The organism is Sphingopyxis sp. GC21 (assembly GCF_025727575.1).
Taxonomy (GTDB): Bacteria; Pseudomonadota; Alphaproteobacteria; order Sphingomonadales; family Sphingomonadaceae; genus Sphingopyxis; species Sphingopyxis terrae_A.
This window is the reverse complement of the sequence record NZ_CP095845.1, coordinates 2,421,149-2,436,902: the sequence shown is the minus strand read 5'-3', so window position 1 is coordinate 2,436,902 and position 15,754 is coordinate 2,421,149. Positions and strand designations below refer to the sequence as shown.

Here is a 15,754-nt window from a genome sequence, read left to right as displayed (position 1 = left end):
GGCACGCTAGGTTTGCGCGCGGGTCGAGGGGACGGACGATGATCGACGACGACGAATATGAACCGCTGCCGCCGCGGCGGCCGCTCTTCCGCCGCAAGCGGGTGCTCATCCCGCTGGCGGTGTTGCTCGTCATCGCAGCGATCTTCCTTGCGCTGCGCACGCCCGACACCGACCGCGATGCCATGATCGCCAAATATGGCGGCCCCGACGCGAGCTTCGCGGCGGGGCCGGCAGGGCAGCGAATCCATTATCGCGATCAGGGCAGGCGCGACGGCCGCACCATCGTGCTGCTCCACGGGTCGAACAGCAGCCTTCAGACGTGGGAGCCGCTCGTCAAAAGGCTCGGCGGCGATTACCGGATCGTGACGCTCGATCTGCCGGGGCATGGCCTGACCGGCGGCACGCCCGACAAGGATTACAGCGCTGCGGGGATGATTGCCGCGGTCGATGTGGTGGCGGCCAAGCTCGGCCTCGATCATTTCATCCTGGGCGGCAATTCGATGGGCGGCTGGGTGGCGTGGCGCTATGCGCTCGCCGAGCCGGGACGCGTCGATGCGCTCCTGTTGCTCGATGCGGCGGGCATGCCGCTGCGAAAAGCCGAAAAGGCGCCCCAATCGAATCTCGGCTTCCGGCTTCTCAAAAATCCGGTCGGACGCTGGCTCGCCGGACAGATCACGCCGCGCTCGCTGGTCGAAAAGTCGCTCCGCCAATCGGTCGCGAAAACCGGCATCGTCGATGATGCGATGGTCGACCGCTATTGGGAGTTGCTCCGCTTTCCGGGCAATCGCGAGGCGACGGCGCTGCGCGCCACGCTCGACCGCGAGCCCGCGATGGCCTACCGGATCGGCGAGATAAAGGTGCCGGTGCTCATCCTTTTCGGCAAGCGGGACCGGCTGATCAACCCGAGCGCCGCGCTGACCTTTCGCGACCGGATTGCGGGATCGGAGGTCCTTCTGCTCGACGATGTCGGCCATCTGCCGATGGAGGAAGCGCCCGACGCCACCGCGATGACGATCGCGGATTTCCTTACGCGGCGGCTTGCTCCGCCGTCGCCTCTGCCGGCTGCTCCAGAAAAGCGCTGATCCGCGCCGCCGTGTTCGCGGCGTGGGTGAAGGGGAAAAGGTGCGACCCCGGCACGACTTCCAGTATCGCGCCGTCGATCAGGTCGGCGATCGCCTGGCCGTGCGCGGCCGGCACGACGCCGTCGCGCCGGCCCATCAGGATCAGCGTCGGCATGTTCTTGAGCTGCGGCAGCATAGGCGCACTGGTCCAGCCGGCCATTGCCATCGCCTGATAAGTGAGGCCAAGCGGCGTTGCGGCGGGAAGCTTCAGTCCGCTCGCCAGCATGTCGTCGTCGAGCAGCGCGGCCCACCCGATTCCCGGTGCCCCCACGCTCGGCGTCGTTGCCATCAGGACCATGCGCCGGATACGTGCCGGAAATTGCACCGCGATCTGCTGCGCCAACGCACCGCCCCAGCTGAAGCCGGCAAGGTCGAGCTGCGGGTGGCCGAAGCGTTCGTCAATCTCCATCACGATCGCGGCCATTGTCGGCGCGGTATAGGGAAGGATTGCGTCGGGCGACCCGCCGACGCCAGGCATGTCGAGCGTCCACACCTCGCGCCCATGTATCTGCGCGAGCAGCGGTGCCGCGGCGGCGATGTCGGCGCCGATCCCGTTGAGGAACAGCAACGGCACCCCGGTGCTGCCTTTACGCCAGCGCGCCGTGCGAAGCGCGAGGCCATAAAGATGTTCGGTGCCGATGACCGGGCGGCCGCTGATCCTGCTCATGCCCATGGCTTTGGCATGTTTTGGCCGTGGACGGAAGCACCTCGCCAGTTTCCTGATCCTAGCCGGCGGGTGGCTCGGCCGCCCGCCTTTCGGCCTGCTCGTAGCGCAGGCAGTCGAAGATTTTGGCGCCAGCAAGAAATACCGAACCGCTGCACGCGACGAGCAGCAACTGGCCGCCGTACCCCGGAAATTCATGCAGATAGGCTGTTCCGCGCGCCATGGCACCCGCCGCCAATGCATAGATGATCAGGCAGGCCTCGAACCTGGTCTTGATGATAAACAGCCGTCCGATTTTCTTCAGCATCGCCACCATCCGAAGCAAGGGATGTGCCAGTGGCGCAAATCAGGGATTCGCCGCCACCGGCTTATGGTAAACTGTAAGTTAATCCGACATGTTAGGGAAGGGCGGCGGTAATTGACCGTCTATGAAGCGGGTTTCGTGGATAGGAACCGGGAGTGGCCATGCCGGAACGAGAATCGGGTTCGAATTAAGCGCCGATCAGATATTTGAAGCCGTTCAGCGCAACCACGCGGTCGTCTTCACAAACCGGTGCGGCGATCAGCCGGACCCAGCGTGGTTTGCGCCGCGACGCTTCGATCGCGACATCAAGGGTGAAGCCGCGACGATGGGTGATCGCGTGCGCGCGCAGTTTTTCCATCGCGGCGCGCGATTCCTCGCGATAGAGCGCGACGGCATCGCTGCGCGCGACTTCGACGCCGCGCGGCAGACCGAAGATGTCATAGACTGTGTCGGACCAGACAAGATGATCGTCGGCAAGGTCGCAGGTCCAACTGCCGACGCCGTGGCGCTCCATGACTGCGGCCGCGTCGTCGGCCATCGCTGGCGTGCGGCCCGGCGGACGGATCGATCGCCGGTCGACCCAGCCCAGATCGAAATGATGTCCCCGCTCGAAAAGCGGCCAGCTGTGATGCAGCGGAAGAGGGTATTGATGACGCACGCGAATCCGATCCTTCGCCCCCAAGTCTAGGCGGCCCATATTAAGGAATTGCTGCGCTCGGTAATCAGGCAGGAGCGCGCGCGGTTCCATATTCGACCCAGCCGAAAGGGCGAGGGGTTTTGGGCATATAATGTGCCGCCTGCCGTTCCACCGCAAAGCCCGCGCCCGCATAGGCGTCGGCGATCGGCCGCGTCAGATGGCAATTGCCGCCGATGCGTTTCCAGACGGGCTCGATCCGCCGTTGCCAGCGCGCAACCCCCGCGTCGGGGGCGCCGCCATGTTCCAGAAACAAGGCGGTTCCGCCCGGTTTGAGCACGCGGCGGATCTCGGCCAGCACCGCCGCCTGATCGTGCACCGAACAGAGGGTGAAGGTAGTGACGACGGTGTCGAATCGGCCGCTCTCGAAGGGCATCGCTTCACCGATGCCACCTTCGATCGTCGCCGCGATGCCGCGCGCCTGCGCCGCCGCGCGGCTCATCGCGAGTAGTTCGGGCGACGGATCGAGCCCGGTGAAGCGCGTCACCCGGTTCCAATCGTAAAATTCCATATTGATGCCGCCGCCGCAGCCAAGCTCCAGCACGTCGCCCGATGCCGCCGGCACCACCTTGCTGCGCGCCTTCATGATCTGCCCCTGCGAGCAGGCGCATTTGATCAGCCGCGGCACCCCATGACGTTCCCACCAACTCGCCATTCCCGTCTCTCCCCTTGGCGTGCAGCCTGTCCCTTGCTAGCGCGATTGGCAACACCCATCTGGGCGTCCTCGCTCATAGCCGCCAACAACGAAAGACCGTCATGCCCGCCACGCACCACACCAAGATGCTGATCCTCGGTTCCGGCCCTGCAGGGCTTTCGGCCGCCATCTACGCGGCGCGCGCCGGGATGCAGCCAATCGTGGTGCAGGGGCTGCAGCCGGGCGGGCAGTTGACGATCACCACCGACGTCGAAAACTATCCCGGATTTGCCGAAGTGATCCAGGGCCCTTGGCTGATGGAGCAGATGACGGCGCAGGCGACGCATGTGGGCGCCAGCATGATCTGGGACACGATCGTCGACGTCGATCTGTCGCAGCGGCCGTTCCGTCTGATCGGCGACGGCGGCGACGTCTATGTCGCCGAAACGCTGGTGATCGCGACCGGCGCGCAGGCGAAATGGCTGGGCGTTCCCGGCGAACAGGAATTGGGCGGCAAGGGCGTTTCGGCCTGCGCGACCTGCGACGGATTTTTCTATCGCGGCAAAAAGGTGGTGGTGATCGGCGGCGGCAATACCGCGGTCGAAGAGGCACTGTATCTGACCAATCATAGCGACGACGTGACGCTGATCCACCGTCGCGACACCCTGCGCGCCGAAAAGATCCTGCAGGACCGGTTGCACGCCAATCCGAAGATCAAGGTGCTCTGGAACAAGAAGGTCGATCGCTTCGTCGCGGGCGAAGGGACGGCGGGGCTGGTTGGAGTCGACCTGATCGACACGGTAACGGGCGAGGCGAGCCACGAGCGCACCGACGGCGGCTTCGTCGCCATCGGCCACAGCCCCTCGACCGGATTGTTCAAGGGCAAGCTGCCGCTCGACGCCGACGGCTATCTTGCGGTGACGCCGGGCACGTCGCTGACCGCGGTGCCGGGCGTCTTCGCGGCGGGTGACGTGACCGACAAGGTGTATCGCCAGGCGATCACCGCGGCGGGTATGGGCTGCATGGCCGCACTCGACGCCGAACGCTTCCTTGCGGAAGCGGAGTATCATGCGATGGTTGATGCTTGAACGCTGAGGGCGGACAGCGACCGATTGTGGAGGTTGGCCGACTTTTCTTCCATCGTCATCCCGGCGCAGGCTCCCACCCCAAAGCCGGTCTCCCGAAATAGCCCGCGCACGAAAAAGGCCCCGGAACCGATGTGGTTCCGGGGCCTTTTTGTTTCGTGCGAGCCGAAGATGCGTTAAGCGTCTTCGTCCTCGTCAGCGGCTGGCGCTTCCGCGGCCGGAGCGTCCGACGGCGGGGTGGCGTCGTCGAATTCGTCTTCGCTGTCGGGTTCGAGAGCAACCGCAGCCGCCGCAGCCTGTTCTTCTTCGAACATGGCGGCAATGACGTCGATGCCCTGCTTCTGCATTTCGGCTTCGTCCGGCGAGCGGGCGACGTTGACGCCCACGGTGACCGCGACTTCGGGATGCAGCTTCACCTTGACGTCGAACAGGCCGAGCGACTTGATCGGACGTTCGAGTTCGAACATCGCCTTGGTCAGGTTCGTCGCACCGTCTTCGATCAGCGCGTCGAGGATGTCGCGCACCGAAACCGAACCGTAAAGCTGGCCAGTGTTCGACGCCTGACGGATCAGGACGACCTGCTTGCCGTCGATGTCCTTCGCGCGGCCTTCTGCCGCGGCGCGGCGGTCGGCGTTGTCCGATTCGATCTTCGCGCGGTTGGCTTCGAAGAGCTTCTTGTTGGCTTCGTTCGCGCGCAGTGCCTTGTTGTTGGGCAGCAGATAGTTGCGGGCAAAGCCGTTCTTGACGGTGACGACGTCGCCGATACCGCCCAGTTTCTCGATGCGTTCGAGCAGGATGATTTCCATCGGTCCGCGCTCCTTACTTCACAATGTAGGGGAGCAGGCCGATGTGACGGGCGCGCTTGATCGCCTTCGCCAGCTCGCGCTGCTTCTTGGTGGACACCGCGGTGATCCGCGACGGGACGATCTTGCCGCGCTCCGACAGGTAACCCTGGAGCAGGCGGACGTCCTTGTAATCGATGACCGGTGCGTCCTTCGCGCTGAAGGGGCAGGTCTTGCGGCGACGGAAAAAGGGTCGTGCCATGGTCGTTTTCCTTATTCTTCGCCGTCGCGGTCACGGCCACGGCCGCCCCGACGTTCCTGCTTGCGCATCATTACCGACGGACCCTTTTCGAGTTCGTCGACCTTGATGGTCATCCAGCGGATGATGTCTTCGTTGATTGCCGCCTGGCGTTCGATTTCGGCGACGGCTTCGCCCGGCGCTTCGACCGACAGCATCGCGTAATGACCCTTGCGGTTCTTCGCGATCTTGTAGGCGAGCTGCTTCAGGCCCCAGGTTTCGGTCTTGTGGACCTGACCCTTAAATTCGGTCACGATGTTCGTGATGCCTTCGGCGAGCGCATCGACCTGAGCCTGGCTCAGATCCTGACGCGCGATAAAAACATGCTCGTAAAACGGCATGGTTTGCGTCCTTCGATTTGGCCGATCGCTGATTTCGCGCCAATCGCGAAACCCCTCCGGCTGTCGTCCGGCTTTGCGTATTGGTGCAAAGCAAACGGGGCGATGGCAACGTGGCCTCGCCCCGAATGAGCGCGCCTATACAGATTCGCGGGGATTAATCAAGCGCGCGATGCAAGCTTTTCCAGCAATTCCCGCCCGAAATCGGTGAGTGTGTCGTCGCGCGCGCCGAGGATCAGGATACGGTCGCCGGGCGCCGCCTCCTGCACCATCGCAGCGCCGCAATCGGCGCGGACCGGCACATGGACAGCGTCGGCACCGCCCGCGACGATGTCGGCGACGAGCGTTTCGCTCCCCATGCTGCGATCGACGGTGCCGCCGAAATAGACGGGATCGCAGACGAAGAGCCGGTCGCCGGGACGCATGCCGCGCGCAAAGCTGGCGGCAAGCTCGCGCCCCATCTGGCGGAGCGGGCCATAGCCGTGCGGCTGGAAGAAGAGCAAAGCGCGGCCGGGAAGCTCGGCAACTGCGGCGAGCGTCGCGGCGACCTTGTCGGGATTATGCGCGAAATCGTCGATCACGGTGACGCCGTTCGCCTGGCCGAGCACCTCGTACCGGCGCGCGAGCCCGGCGAAGTTGGCGAGCGCCTCGACCGAGCGGACGACCGGAATGTTGAGCGCGCGCGCGGCGGCGATTGCGGCGAGCGCATTGGCGGCATTGTGTCGGCCGGGCATCCGCAGCACCGCCGCGTGGGTGTCGCCGGCGAAATGGACCTTGAAGCGGCACCCGTCGGGAAGCGCCTCGAAGTCGCTGCCGCGCATCGCGGCGCTCTCCGAAAATCCAAAGCGCAGGACGTTTCCTCCCGCCAGCAGCGGCGCCGATTCGGGATCGTCGGCATTGACCACGGCAACGCGCGCCTTGGCCGCGAAATCGCCGAACAGGCTGTGCAGTTCGGCAAGGCTCTTGTGGTCGAGACTGATGTTGGTGACGACCGCAACGTCGGGCTGGTAGAGGGCGATCGACCCGTCGCTTTCGTCGACTTCGCTGACATAAGTCGCGGTATCGCCGACGAGTGCGCTAGCGAAGGGGGTTTGATCGTCGGCGAAATTGCGCATTACCGCGCCGTTCATCACGGTGGGATTGGCGCCCGCGCGATCGAGGATCCAGCCGATCATGCCGGTGACGGTCGACTTGCCGCTTGTCCCGCCGACGCCGACCGCGCGGCCCGCTTCGTTGAACAGGGCCGCGTTGAGTTCGGCGCGCGTCAGGCGCGGCAGGCCGAGCCGGTTTGCCGCTGCGACGTCGGGCACGCTGTCCTCGACCGCCGCCGAAGCGACGAGCGTCTGCCCGGCGGCAACGCCGCTGCCATCCTGCGGGAACAGCGCAATGCCGCGGCTTTCGATCCAGTGAAACTTGTCGGCGCTGCGACCCTGATCGCGGCTGCGATCGGACCCCGCGACCGCCGCGCCGCGCGCCGCGACAATCATCGCGAGCGGCAGCATCCCCGATCCGCCGATGCCGCAGAAGAAATAGGATTTGTTTTCGGCCATGCCGGCGCGATATGGCGTTGGCGAAGGGTTTGCAACTGGCGCAAGGCCGAGGGGCATCTCGACTTCGCTCGATGCGAACGGATCGTTGGGTTATTTCAAGTCATGCGCATAGGCATCATTGCCCCCTCCACCCCCATTCTTCCCGACGATGCGGAAGCGGTGCGGGCCATTGCGGCGCTGGGCTATCCCGAGGTCGAACTGGTGTTCGATCCGCAATGCTTTGTCGTTCACGGGCATTTTGCGGGCGCCGATGCGGTGCGGCGCGAAGCGCTGGTGGCGATGGCCAACCGCCCCGACATCGACGCGATTTGGTTCGCGCGCGGCGGCTATGGTGCCTGCCGCATCGCCGAGGATGCCGTCGCCGCCATGGGCGAGGCGGCGCGCCACAAGGCCTATCTCGGCTATTCGGATCAGGGCAATCTGCTCGGCTGCCTGTACCGCGAGGGCTTCGATCATGTCGCGCACGGCCCGATGGTCGCCGACATCCGGCGCGAAGGCGGTGAAGCGGCGGTGACGCGGGCGCTCGACTGGCTCGTCGCGCGCGATCCGGCGGCCTGCGAGCCCGGCCTGCGGCACGGCGCGCGCCATGCCGCGTTCAACGTGATGACGCTGTCGATGCTTCTCGGCACGCCGCTCGAGCCCGATCTGTCGGGGCATCTGCTGATCGTCGAAGAAGTGAGCGAATATCTCTACGCCTTCGACCGCGCCTTTTTCCATGTCGCGACCTGTCTGGCGCCGCGCGGTCTGGCGGGCATCCGGCTGGGACGCGTCAGCGACATTCCCGAAAACGACCGGCCGTTCGGAATGGAGGCCGAGGAAATCGCGCAGGACTGGTGCGCGCGGACCGGCATCACCTGGCTTGGCCGCGCCGACATCGGCCATGACGTGGCCAACAAGGTCGTGCCCTTCGGCTTGCATCGCGCGGGGTGAGCGAATAGGCGCGGCACTTTCCGTCGCCCCCGCGAAGGCGGGGGGCGTCGTCGGCCTGGTCGACGGCAAGGTGTAAAACGACAGCGGCCCCCGCCTTCGCGGGGCCGACGAGAAGGGGCTAGGTCATGCGCGCATTCATCTTTCCGGGTCAGGGCAGCCAGGCCGTGGGCATGGGCAAGACGCTCGCCGAGGCGTCGGCGCATGCGCGCGAGGTGTTTCAGGAGGTCGACGAGGCGCTCGGCCAGCATCTTTTCAAGCTGATGAGCGAAGGGCCGGAAGATCAGCTTACGCTGACCGAAAACGCCCAGCCCGCGATCATGGCGAACGCGATCGCCACGCTGCGCGTGCTCGAACGGGACGGCGGCGTGACGCTGTCGGGCAAGGCCGCTTATGTCGCGGGCCACAGCCTCGGCGAATATAGCGCGCTGTGCGCTGCCGGTGCCTTTGACCTGGCGACGACTGCGCGGCTTCTGAAAACGCGCGGGCAGGCTATGCAGGCGGCGGTCCCCGTCGGGGTCGGCGCAATGGCGGCGCTGCTCGGCGCCGACATCGACACTGCGCAGAAGCTCGCCGACGCCGCGGCCGAGGGCGAGGTCTGCACCGTCGCCAACGACAATGATCCGTCGCAGGTCGTCATCTCGGGCCACAAGGGCGCAGTCGAGCGCGCCGTGGCGATGGTAAAGGATTATGGCATCAAGCGCGGCGTATTGCTGCCGGTGTCCGCACCCTTCCACTGCCCGTTGATGCAGCCCGCCGCGGATGCGATGGCCGAGGCGCTAGGAGCCAACCCGCCGACGGCGCCGCTGGTGCCGGTGATCGCGAACGTCACCGCCAGTCCGGTGAGTGATGCCGATACCATCAGCAACCTGCTCGTCGAACAGGTGACGGGCCGTGTCCGCTGGCGCGAAAGCGTCGGCGCCATGGAAGCAATCGGGGTGACACAGTTCGTCGAATTCGGCGGCAAGGTGCTCGGCCCGATGGTCAAGCGCAGCGCATCGGGTGATGTGGAGACGGTGAGCGTGATATCGATGGACGACATCGAGGCATTGCTCAAGACGCTCTGAAAACGGATTCCAGGAGAATAATATGTTCGATCTCACCGGTATGACCGCGCTTGTTACCGGCGCCAGTGGCGGCATCGGGTCCGCAATCGCGCAGGCGCTTGCGGCGCAGGGCGCGCGGCTTGCGGTGTCGGGGTCCAATGCCGACAAGCTGAATGCCTTTCGCGATAGTCTGGGCGGCGATCATGTCGCGCTCCCGTGCAACCTGGGCGATGCCGCGGCGGTCGACGCACTCGTGCCCTCCGCGGTCGAGGCGCTTGGTCAGCTCGATATCCTCGTCAATAACGCGGGCGTGACGCGCGACAATCTGATCATGCGGATGAAGGACGAAGAGTGGATGGACGTCATCCGCATCAATCTCGAGGCCAATTTCCGCCTCGCGCGCGCTGCCGCCAAGCCGATGATGAAGGCGCGCTTCGGCCGCATCATCTCGATCACCAGCGTCGTCGGAGCCACCGGCAATCCGGGGCAGGCGAACTATGCCGCGTCGAAGGCGGGCGTGACCGGCATGACCAAGGCCTTGGCGCAGGAACTGGCGAGCCGGGGCGTCACTGCCAATTGCGTCGCTCCCGGTTTCATCGCAACTGCGATGACCGACGATTTGCCCGATGCGCAGAAGGAAGCGCTCAACCAGCGCATCCCCGCGGGCCGCATGGGCGAGGGGAGCGATATCGCCGCCGCCGTTGTCTATCTCGCGTCGAGAGAAGCGGGCTATGTCACCGGACAGACCTTGCACGTGAACGGCGGCATGGCCATGCTGTCCTGAGGGGCGCGTTTCAGGGGGTAAAAGCAGAAATGACAAGGATTTGGATAGCGGCGGTTGCACTCGGGTTCGCGGGCGTGCCCGGCGCCGCGCTGGCGCAGGACGGAGCCGCGCTCGATTGCGTCGCCAAGACGGTTTCGCCCGACCTGCGCGCGCAGATCGGCGCGGCGATGGCGGGTAGTGACAGCGACGCCGCGCGGCCGCTGTTCGAACAGTTCGGTGCGCTCTCGACCGACTGTATGACGAAGAACGGGATCGCGGCCGATCGCAAGGATGTCTATTTCGACTATAATCTTGCCCGCGTGTCGCGCGAATGGTTCGCAGGTCAGATCAGGAAGGCCGGCCTGTCGGTCGACCCGGTCGATCGCTCGCTCGACTTCGGGCCGAAGGGGGCCAACCCGGATCTCAGCAGCGAGATGACCGAGGATCAGATCAACACGATCATTAATGCCTATACCGCCGCCGGCGTCGATGTCGAAAGCGTCGATCAATCGGTATGGGAAAAAGTCGGCGCCTATGCCGCGGCCAGTTCAATTTACTGGAACCGCCGCCAGCAGTTTCTGAGCCACTAGAAGCCAAGGGGCAAAAAAGAGGGCCGGGTTTCGCACGGAAACCCGGCCCCTTTTTCGGCACGCGGTCAGAAGCTGGCGCGCGCGGTAATGCGGATGTCGCGGCCGGCAAGCGGCACATAATCCTTGGTGAAGCTCGCATGGCGGCGGGCATCGACGTCGAAGATATTGTCGGCTGCCAGCGTCAGCGACAGATTCTTCGTGTCGGGAAGCGGGCGCCAGGTCAGCGAGGCGTTGACCAGCGTAAAGCCCTTGGTCGCGGTCTCGAACGGCGCGATGCGGGTCTGGTCGTCGGTCCATTCGACCTCGGCGCGTGCATCGACGCGGTCGCTCTGCGCTTCGAGCCCGCCCCGGATGCGCAGCGGCGGGATGCGCGGGACATAGGGACCGTCGACGATCTTGGCGCGCGTCATGTCGGCGGTCGCGTCGGCAACGAAGTTGAAGCCCCCCGCCTGCGCCAGCGGGGCGGTGCCCTGAAATTCAAATCCCCATACCCGCGCCTTGTTCTGGCGGAATTCAAACAGCGGCAAGTCGTCGGCGATCAGGCCGGTGTCGGTTTCATAGATGAAATTGTCGAACCAGCTTGCATAGCCGGTCAGCCCCATCGACCAGCCGTCGCGGGTGAACTTGAGCGATGCCTCGCCGCCCCAGCTCGTTTCCTTGGCGAAATCGGGGTTGCCGCGTTCATAGGTCAGCGTTGCGGCATGCGGCCCGTCCGAGAGCAGCTCTTCGGCCGAGGGCGCGCGTTCGCTACGCGAAACCGACACGCTGGCCTTAAGGCCGTCGGCGAGCTGATACGACAGGCCGGCCGCGCCCGACAGGCTGTCGAACGAGCGGTCGAAGCCGATGCTGTTCGCCGCTACTTTGGAATTTTCGAAACGCAGCGCGCCTTCGAGCGTCACCGGGCCGCGTTCGAGCTCCTGCAGCGTGAAGGCGGCGAGGCGCGTCGTTTCGTTGGCGGGAAGAAAGGCTTCGTCGCCGATCGCCGCGAAATCGCGGAAGCTGTACTGGACCCCGCTCGCACCGCGCCAGCCGCCACGATCATTCTGGGCGAGTTCGGCGCGCGCCTCGATGCCGCGATTGGTGAAGCGCGTGCCGGGCTGACCATCGTCGAATTCGGTGTGGGCATAGTCGGCATAGGCGCCGCGGATACGCAATTTGTCGAACAGGCCGTCGCCCAGATTGACCTCGCCGCGCACATCAACGCGATACTGGCGCGCCTTGATCGTCGGCAGCTCGTTGATGTCGGCGCGCGGCGGGATGCCATATTCGTCCTCGAGGTAGCCGAAGCTGATGCCGAGCGACCCGCCGTCGTCGACGAAGGCGGCTCCGACGCCGGCGCTCTTGCTCGTGCTCTGGCTGTTCGGCACGCGGCCGCGGCTGTTCGCGGCGTCAGTCAGCCGCGCCGCTTCCTCGGCGTCGCCGCCGGCGCTCGCATCGGCGGCGAGGTCGAGTAGATGCGCGCGCAGTGCAGGCGCATAGATCAGCCCGCCGACGCGCACGTCGTTCGAATCGCGATAATTGCCGTCAGCATGGACGACGAAGCGCTGGCCGAGCGGCACGTCGATCGAGGCGCCGATGCTCTTGTCCTGCGCCGCGGTGCCATAGCTGGCGAGCGCATCGATGTGGGCGGGGCTTTCGGGGATGGCGCGCGGGATACGGCGGTCGAAGACGTTCACCGCCCCGCCGACGGCCTGGCTCGAGAAGAGCAGCACCGACGGGCCGCGCAGAATTTCGATACGATCGGCGGTCAGCGGATCGATCGACACGGCATGATCGGCCGACGTCGAAGACGCATCGATCGCGCCGAGGCCATCGACAAGGACCGCGGCGCGTTCGCCGGAGAAGCCGCGCAGGATGGGGCGCGACGCGCCGGGTGAGAAGCTGCTCGACGATACGCCGGGCTGCGATGCGAGCGTGTCGCCGATCTGGCCGCGAATATCCTGTGCCAGCTTTTCGCCCTGCATCACCGACACATTGCCCAGGATGTCGAGGCTACGGACATAGGGCGCGGTGACGACGATGCCCTGGTCGGTGTGAAAATCATCGTCGCTGCCCGACCGGGCGGCGCCCTGCTGCGCGAAAGCGGGGGTGGAGAGGAGTAGGGCGAGGGTCAGGCTGGTGACGGGGAGCAAGCGCATGGCGACAATTTCCTGTTATATCGTGACGAGTTCGACGGGCGCAGTAATGATATACTGTTACAGATGCAACCCCGCGCTGGGACCGGGCCCCGTCGTTGGTCGGCGCCGGTGCCCCGTTCGTCGACAAAGCGCGGCCATGCGCGCCGCAAGCGAAGCTGTCTTGCAGGCGCAGGGGCGCGGGCCTAGATCAAGGACATGATCAATGCGAAGAACAGCCTCGACCTGATCGGCAACACGCCGATCGTGTTGCTGCGGGGCGCCAGCGAAGCCACGGGCTGCGAAATCTGGGCCAAGTGCGAATATGCGAACCCCGGCGGATCGGTGAAGGATCGCGCCGCGCTCTACATCGTCCGCGATGCCGAAGCGAACGGCCTGCTGCGGCCGGGCGGGACGATCGTGGAGGGTACGGCGGGCAACACCGGTATCGGGCTGGCGCTCGTCGGCAACGCGCTCGGCTACCGGACGATCATCGTCATGCCCGACAATCAGAGTGCCGAGAAGATGGCGACGATCCGCGCGCTTGGTGCCGAGTTGGTGCTGGTGCCGCCGGCGCCCTTCGCAAACCCCGGCCATTTCGTGCACACCTCGCGCCGCATCGCCGAAGAAACCGACAATGCGATCTGGGCCAACCAGTTCGACAATATCGCGAACCGCAAGGCGCATATCTGCGGCACCGCCGAGGAGATCTGGCAGCAGATGGAGGGGCGCGTCGACGGCTTCACCTGCGCGGCGGGGACCGGTGGCACGATCGCGGGAACCGGCCTGGGCCTCAAGGCCAAGGACGAGCGGATCACCATTGCGCTGACCGATCCGCACGGCGCCGGCCTCTATAATTACTACAAGTGCGGCGAGCTGAAACCCGAGGGGTCGAGCGTCGCCGAAGGCATCGGGCAGAACCGCATCACCGGCAATCTGGACGGCGCGCCGATCGACACGCAATTCCGCATTTCGGATGCCGAAGGCCTCGCGGTCTGTCGCAGCCTGCTCGACGACGAGGGGCTGTGCGTCGGCCTGTCGTCGGGGATCAATGTCGCGGGCGCGATGGCGCTCGCGCGCGAGCTTGGTCCGGGTAAGCGCATCGTGACGATCTTGTGCGACAGCGGCTTTCGCTATCTGTCGACGCTCTACAATCCCGAATGGCTGGCGAGCAAAGGCCTCGCCGAGGCGGCAGCATGAGCAGCAAGCCCGAGATCAAGCCAGCGATCGCGCCGAACCCCGCGGCACCCGCAGATGCGGCGCCGCCGCCGCCACATGATGCGATGCGGCGGCTCCAGATCGGCATTGCGGGGGTGTTGACCGTCCTGCTGCTCGTCGGGATGGCGGGGCTGATCGGCGACCGGGCGCGCGAACGCGCCGCCGCCGACCCCGACACTGCGGCGGAGGTCAAGGTGCCGGGCGCCGACCAGAAGCCCGCGAGCGCGCCGCTCGAGGAGCTGGGCGTGCAGCCGGTTTCGAAGGAGCAGAATGACGACCCCGCGGCGAAGGTGCCGACCGCGCCCGCCGTCCCCGACCTCGAACCCGATCCTGAACTCGAGCGCGTTCGCCAGTCGAAACAGTGACATTGCCGCCTCCCGGCGCTCTGCTGCGTGGCGCGCTGGCGGCGGCCGCGGTGCTGGCGCTGGGCTGGTTCGTCGGCGGACAGGCGATGCTCGGCCGGATCGATCCCGCGCTGCTGCTGCCTCTATGGCCGTTGCCGCTGGCGGCGCTGGCGTGGACGGCGCGCCGCGCTTCCCGAACTGAACGCCGCGCCGCCTTTGGCGTCGCGATTGCTTTGACGCTGATCGGGCAGGCGCTGCTTGCGGCCTGGCTCGCGGGAGCCTTCCCCTGGCTGCAACTCGTGCTGAGCGCGGGTTGCGGGAGCGTGGTGGCAGTTTGGGCCGACTGCATGGTCCAGGCCGCGCGGCCGCGCGGGCTTTTTCGCGTGCTGCTGATCGCCGCCGCGATCCTTAGCTGGTTTGCCGCCGCACACGGGCTGCTGGCGCTTGCCTATCGTGCTCCGGCGCCGCGCGCCGTGCCGGTGACGATGATGACAAGCCTGCCGCTGCGCTGGTCGGGCGGCGATCTGGCCGCGATGCTTGCCGAGGGCGCCCGCGACGACCCCGCACTCGACCGGATCGCGCGCGGCGGGCCGCTGCGGCTCGTCGACAGTCTTGCCGACCACCCGCTCGCGCGCGGCGATGCCCTGTTGCTCGCGCATCCCCCCGCGCTTGCACCGCGCGATCTTGTCGCGATCGACGCCTTTGTGCGTGGCGGCGGGCGCGCGGTGATCCTCGCCGATGCGCTTTCGGGCTGGCCGCCGCGCCACCCGCTCGGCGATCCGCGCAATCCGCCGGTGACGAGTCTGCTCACCCCGTTGCTCGACCATTGGGGCATCACGCTCGCCGCGGCGCCCGATACGGAAACAAGGCCGATCGCCGTCGATGGGGGCGGCGCCCGCCTGCGCCTGTTCAGCGCCGGTCGCTTTACGCAGGTGCCGCCTGCCTGCGTGCGGATCGCGGGCGGTCATCTGCTCCATTGCCGGATCGGGCAGGGCGAAGCGTGGCTGGTCGGTGACGCCGATATGCTGTTCGCCCCGCTCTGGCAGCCGCAGCCCCGCTGGGCGGCGCATCTGCGCCATGCCGACACGATGGAGTGGCTGGATGCGCGCTTGCGCGGAGCCGACGCGCGCGGCTGGTTGCGCCCGCTCTGGATAGGCGCCGCCGCCGACTGAGAGGTCGCGGCCCCATTACACCCCGAATTTCTGCTTCCCGCGGCTGGCGTTTCGGCGCCGGAGCCCGCTTTGCTTGATCAATTGAGCACATTTTTGCCCATTTGGGGCGC

At 66.2% G+C, this 15,754-nt stretch carries 18 protein-coding genes; 9 read left to right on the top strand and 9 right to left on the bottom strand.

Features of this window, described 5'->3' with window-relative positions; genetic code table 11:
• Positions 1–38: 38 nt before the first annotated feature.
• On the top strand, positions 39–1,082 hold the full coding sequence (locus MU856_RS11730) for an alpha/beta fold hydrolase (protein ID WP_062900579.1): 1,044 nt from the start codon (positions 39–41) through the stop codon (positions 1,080–1,082).
• Here the strand turns inward: MU856_RS11730 and MU856_RS11725 are convergent.
• The 4 genes from MU856_RS11725 to MU856_RS11710 all read right to left on the bottom strand — a co-directional run bounded on the left by MU856_RS11725 (position 1,027) and on the right by MU856_RS11710 (position 3,438).
• Positions 1,027–1,788, bottom strand: a complete 762-nt coding sequence (locus tag MU856_RS11725) for an alpha/beta fold hydrolase (protein WP_263587657.1) — start codon at positions 1,786–1,788, stop codon at positions 1,027–1,029. The genes MU856_RS11730 and MU856_RS11725 overlap by 56 nt on opposite strands.
• Before the next feature lie 58 nt (positions 1,789–1,846).
• Entirely contained in the window at positions 1,847–2,092 is a 246-nt protein-coding gene (locus tag MU856_RS11720; RefSeq protein WP_186402661.1) for a hypothetical protein, read from the bottom strand.
• A 184-nt stretch (positions 2,093–2,276) separates the two neighbouring features.
• Positions 2,277–2,747 carry a hypothetical protein gene (locus tag MU856_RS11715; protein ID WP_062902960.1) on the bottom strand — a complete coding sequence of 157 codons (471 nt, stop codon included), beginning with the start codon at positions 2,745–2,747 and terminating at the stop codon, positions 2,277–2,279.
• 64 nt (positions 2,748–2,811) lie between these two features.
• Complete coding sequence (locus MU856_RS11710) at positions 2,812–3,438, bottom strand: class I SAM-dependent methyltransferase (protein WP_062900577.1); 627 nt, start codon at positions 3,436–3,438, stop codon at positions 2,812–2,814.
• Positions 3,439–3,539: 101 nt separating this feature from the next.
• Here MU856_RS11710 and trxB point away from each other — a divergent pair, with 101 nt between their 5' ends.
• A complete protein-coding gene (gene trxB / locus MU856_RS11705; RefSeq protein WP_062900576.1) occupies positions 3,540–4,505 on the top strand; it encodes a thioredoxin-disulfide reductase in 966 nt (321 codons plus the stop codon).
• 173 nt (positions 4,506–4,678) lie between these two features.
• On the opposite strand, the gene rplI is transcribed toward trxB, so the two are convergent.
• The 4 genes from rplI to MU856_RS11685 form a co-directional block, all read right to left on the bottom strand.
• Positions 4,679–5,308, bottom strand: a complete 630-nt coding sequence (gene rplI / locus MU856_RS11700) for a 50S ribosomal protein L9 (protein ID WP_058812625.1) — start codon at positions 5,306–5,308, stop codon at positions 4,679–4,681.
• A 13-nt stretch (positions 5,309–5,321) separates the two neighbouring features.
• On the bottom strand, positions 5,322–5,546 hold the full coding sequence (gene rpsR / locus MU856_RS11695; RefSeq protein WP_003040094.1) for a 30S ribosomal protein S18: 225 nt from the start codon (positions 5,544–5,546) through the stop codon (positions 5,322–5,324).
• An 11-nt stretch (positions 5,547–5,557) separates the two neighbouring features.
• On the bottom strand, positions 5,558–5,923 hold the full coding sequence (gene rpsF, locus MU856_RS11690) for a 30S ribosomal protein S6 (protein ID WP_003040085.1): 366 nt from the start codon (positions 5,921–5,923) through the stop codon (positions 5,558–5,560).
• Between the two features lie 158 nt (positions 5,924–6,081).
• Positions 6,082–7,470: a Mur ligase family protein gene (locus tag MU856_RS11685; RefSeq protein ID WP_062900575.1), complete on the bottom strand. Its 1,389-nt coding sequence runs from the start codon at positions 7,468–7,470 to the stop codon at positions 6,082–6,084.
• Between the two features lie 102 nt (positions 7,471–7,572).
• Between MU856_RS11685 and MU856_RS11680 the strand changes: the two genes are divergently transcribed.
• The 4 genes from MU856_RS11680 to MU856_RS11665 all read left to right on the top strand — a co-directional run bounded on the left by MU856_RS11680 (position 7,573) and on the right by MU856_RS11665 (position 10,796).
• Complete coding sequence (locus MU856_RS11680; RefSeq protein WP_263587656.1) at positions 7,573–8,400, top strand: LD-carboxypeptidase; 828 nt, start codon at positions 7,573–7,575, stop codon at positions 8,398–8,400.
• A gap of 125 nt (positions 8,401–8,525) precedes the next feature.
• Complete coding sequence (gene fabD / locus MU856_RS11675; RefSeq protein ID WP_062900573.1) at positions 8,526–9,464, top strand: ACP S-malonyltransferase; 939 nt, start codon at positions 8,526–8,528, stop codon at positions 9,462–9,464.
• Between the two features lie 22 nt (positions 9,465–9,486).
• Positions 9,487–10,227 carry a 3-oxoacyl-[acyl-carrier-protein] reductase gene (fabG, locus tag MU856_RS11670; RefSeq protein ID WP_003040073.1) on the top strand — a complete coding sequence of 247 codons (741 nt, stop codon included), beginning with the start codon at positions 9,487–9,489 and terminating at the stop codon, positions 10,225–10,227.
• Positions 10,228–10,256: 29 nt separating this feature from the next.
• Positions 10,257–10,796 carry a hypothetical protein gene (locus MU856_RS11665; RefSeq protein WP_186402663.1) on the top strand — a complete coding sequence of 180 codons (540 nt, stop codon included), beginning with the start codon at positions 10,257–10,259 and terminating at the stop codon, positions 10,794–10,796.
• A gap of 65 nt (positions 10,797–10,861) precedes the next feature.
• Here the strand turns inward: MU856_RS11665 and MU856_RS11660 are convergent, their stop codons facing one another.
• Positions 10,862–12,934 (bottom strand): TonB-dependent receptor, encoded by a 2,073-nt coding sequence (locus tag MU856_RS11660; RefSeq protein ID WP_263587655.1) that lies wholly within the window; start codon positions 12,932–12,934, stop codon positions 10,862–10,864.
• A 195-nt stretch (positions 12,935–13,129) separates the two neighbouring features.
• On the opposite strand from MU856_RS11660, the gene MU856_RS11655 reads away from it, so the two are divergent.
• Genes MU856_RS11655 through MU856_RS11645 form a run of 3 tightly spaced genes read left to right on the top strand, consistent with a single transcriptional unit; the run spans position 13,130 to position 15,644 of the window.
• Positions 13,130–14,110: a cysteine synthase A gene (locus MU856_RS11655; protein ID WP_062768714.1), complete on the top strand. Its 981-nt coding sequence runs from the start codon at positions 13,130–13,132 to the stop codon at positions 14,108–14,110.
• Positions 14,107–14,493, top strand: a complete 387-nt coding sequence (locus tag MU856_RS11650) for a hypothetical protein (RefSeq protein ID WP_186402665.1) — start codon at positions 14,107–14,109, stop codon at positions 14,491–14,493. Before MU856_RS11655 ends, MU856_RS11650 begins: the two co-directional genes overlap by 4 nt.
• Complete coding sequence (locus MU856_RS11645) at positions 14,490–15,644, top strand: hypothetical protein (protein ID WP_186402666.1); 1,155 nt, start codon at positions 14,490–14,492, stop codon at positions 15,642–15,644. The genes MU856_RS11650 and MU856_RS11645 overlap by 4 nt, the downstream gene beginning before the upstream one ends.
• Positions 15,645–15,754 lie beyond the last annotated feature (110 nt).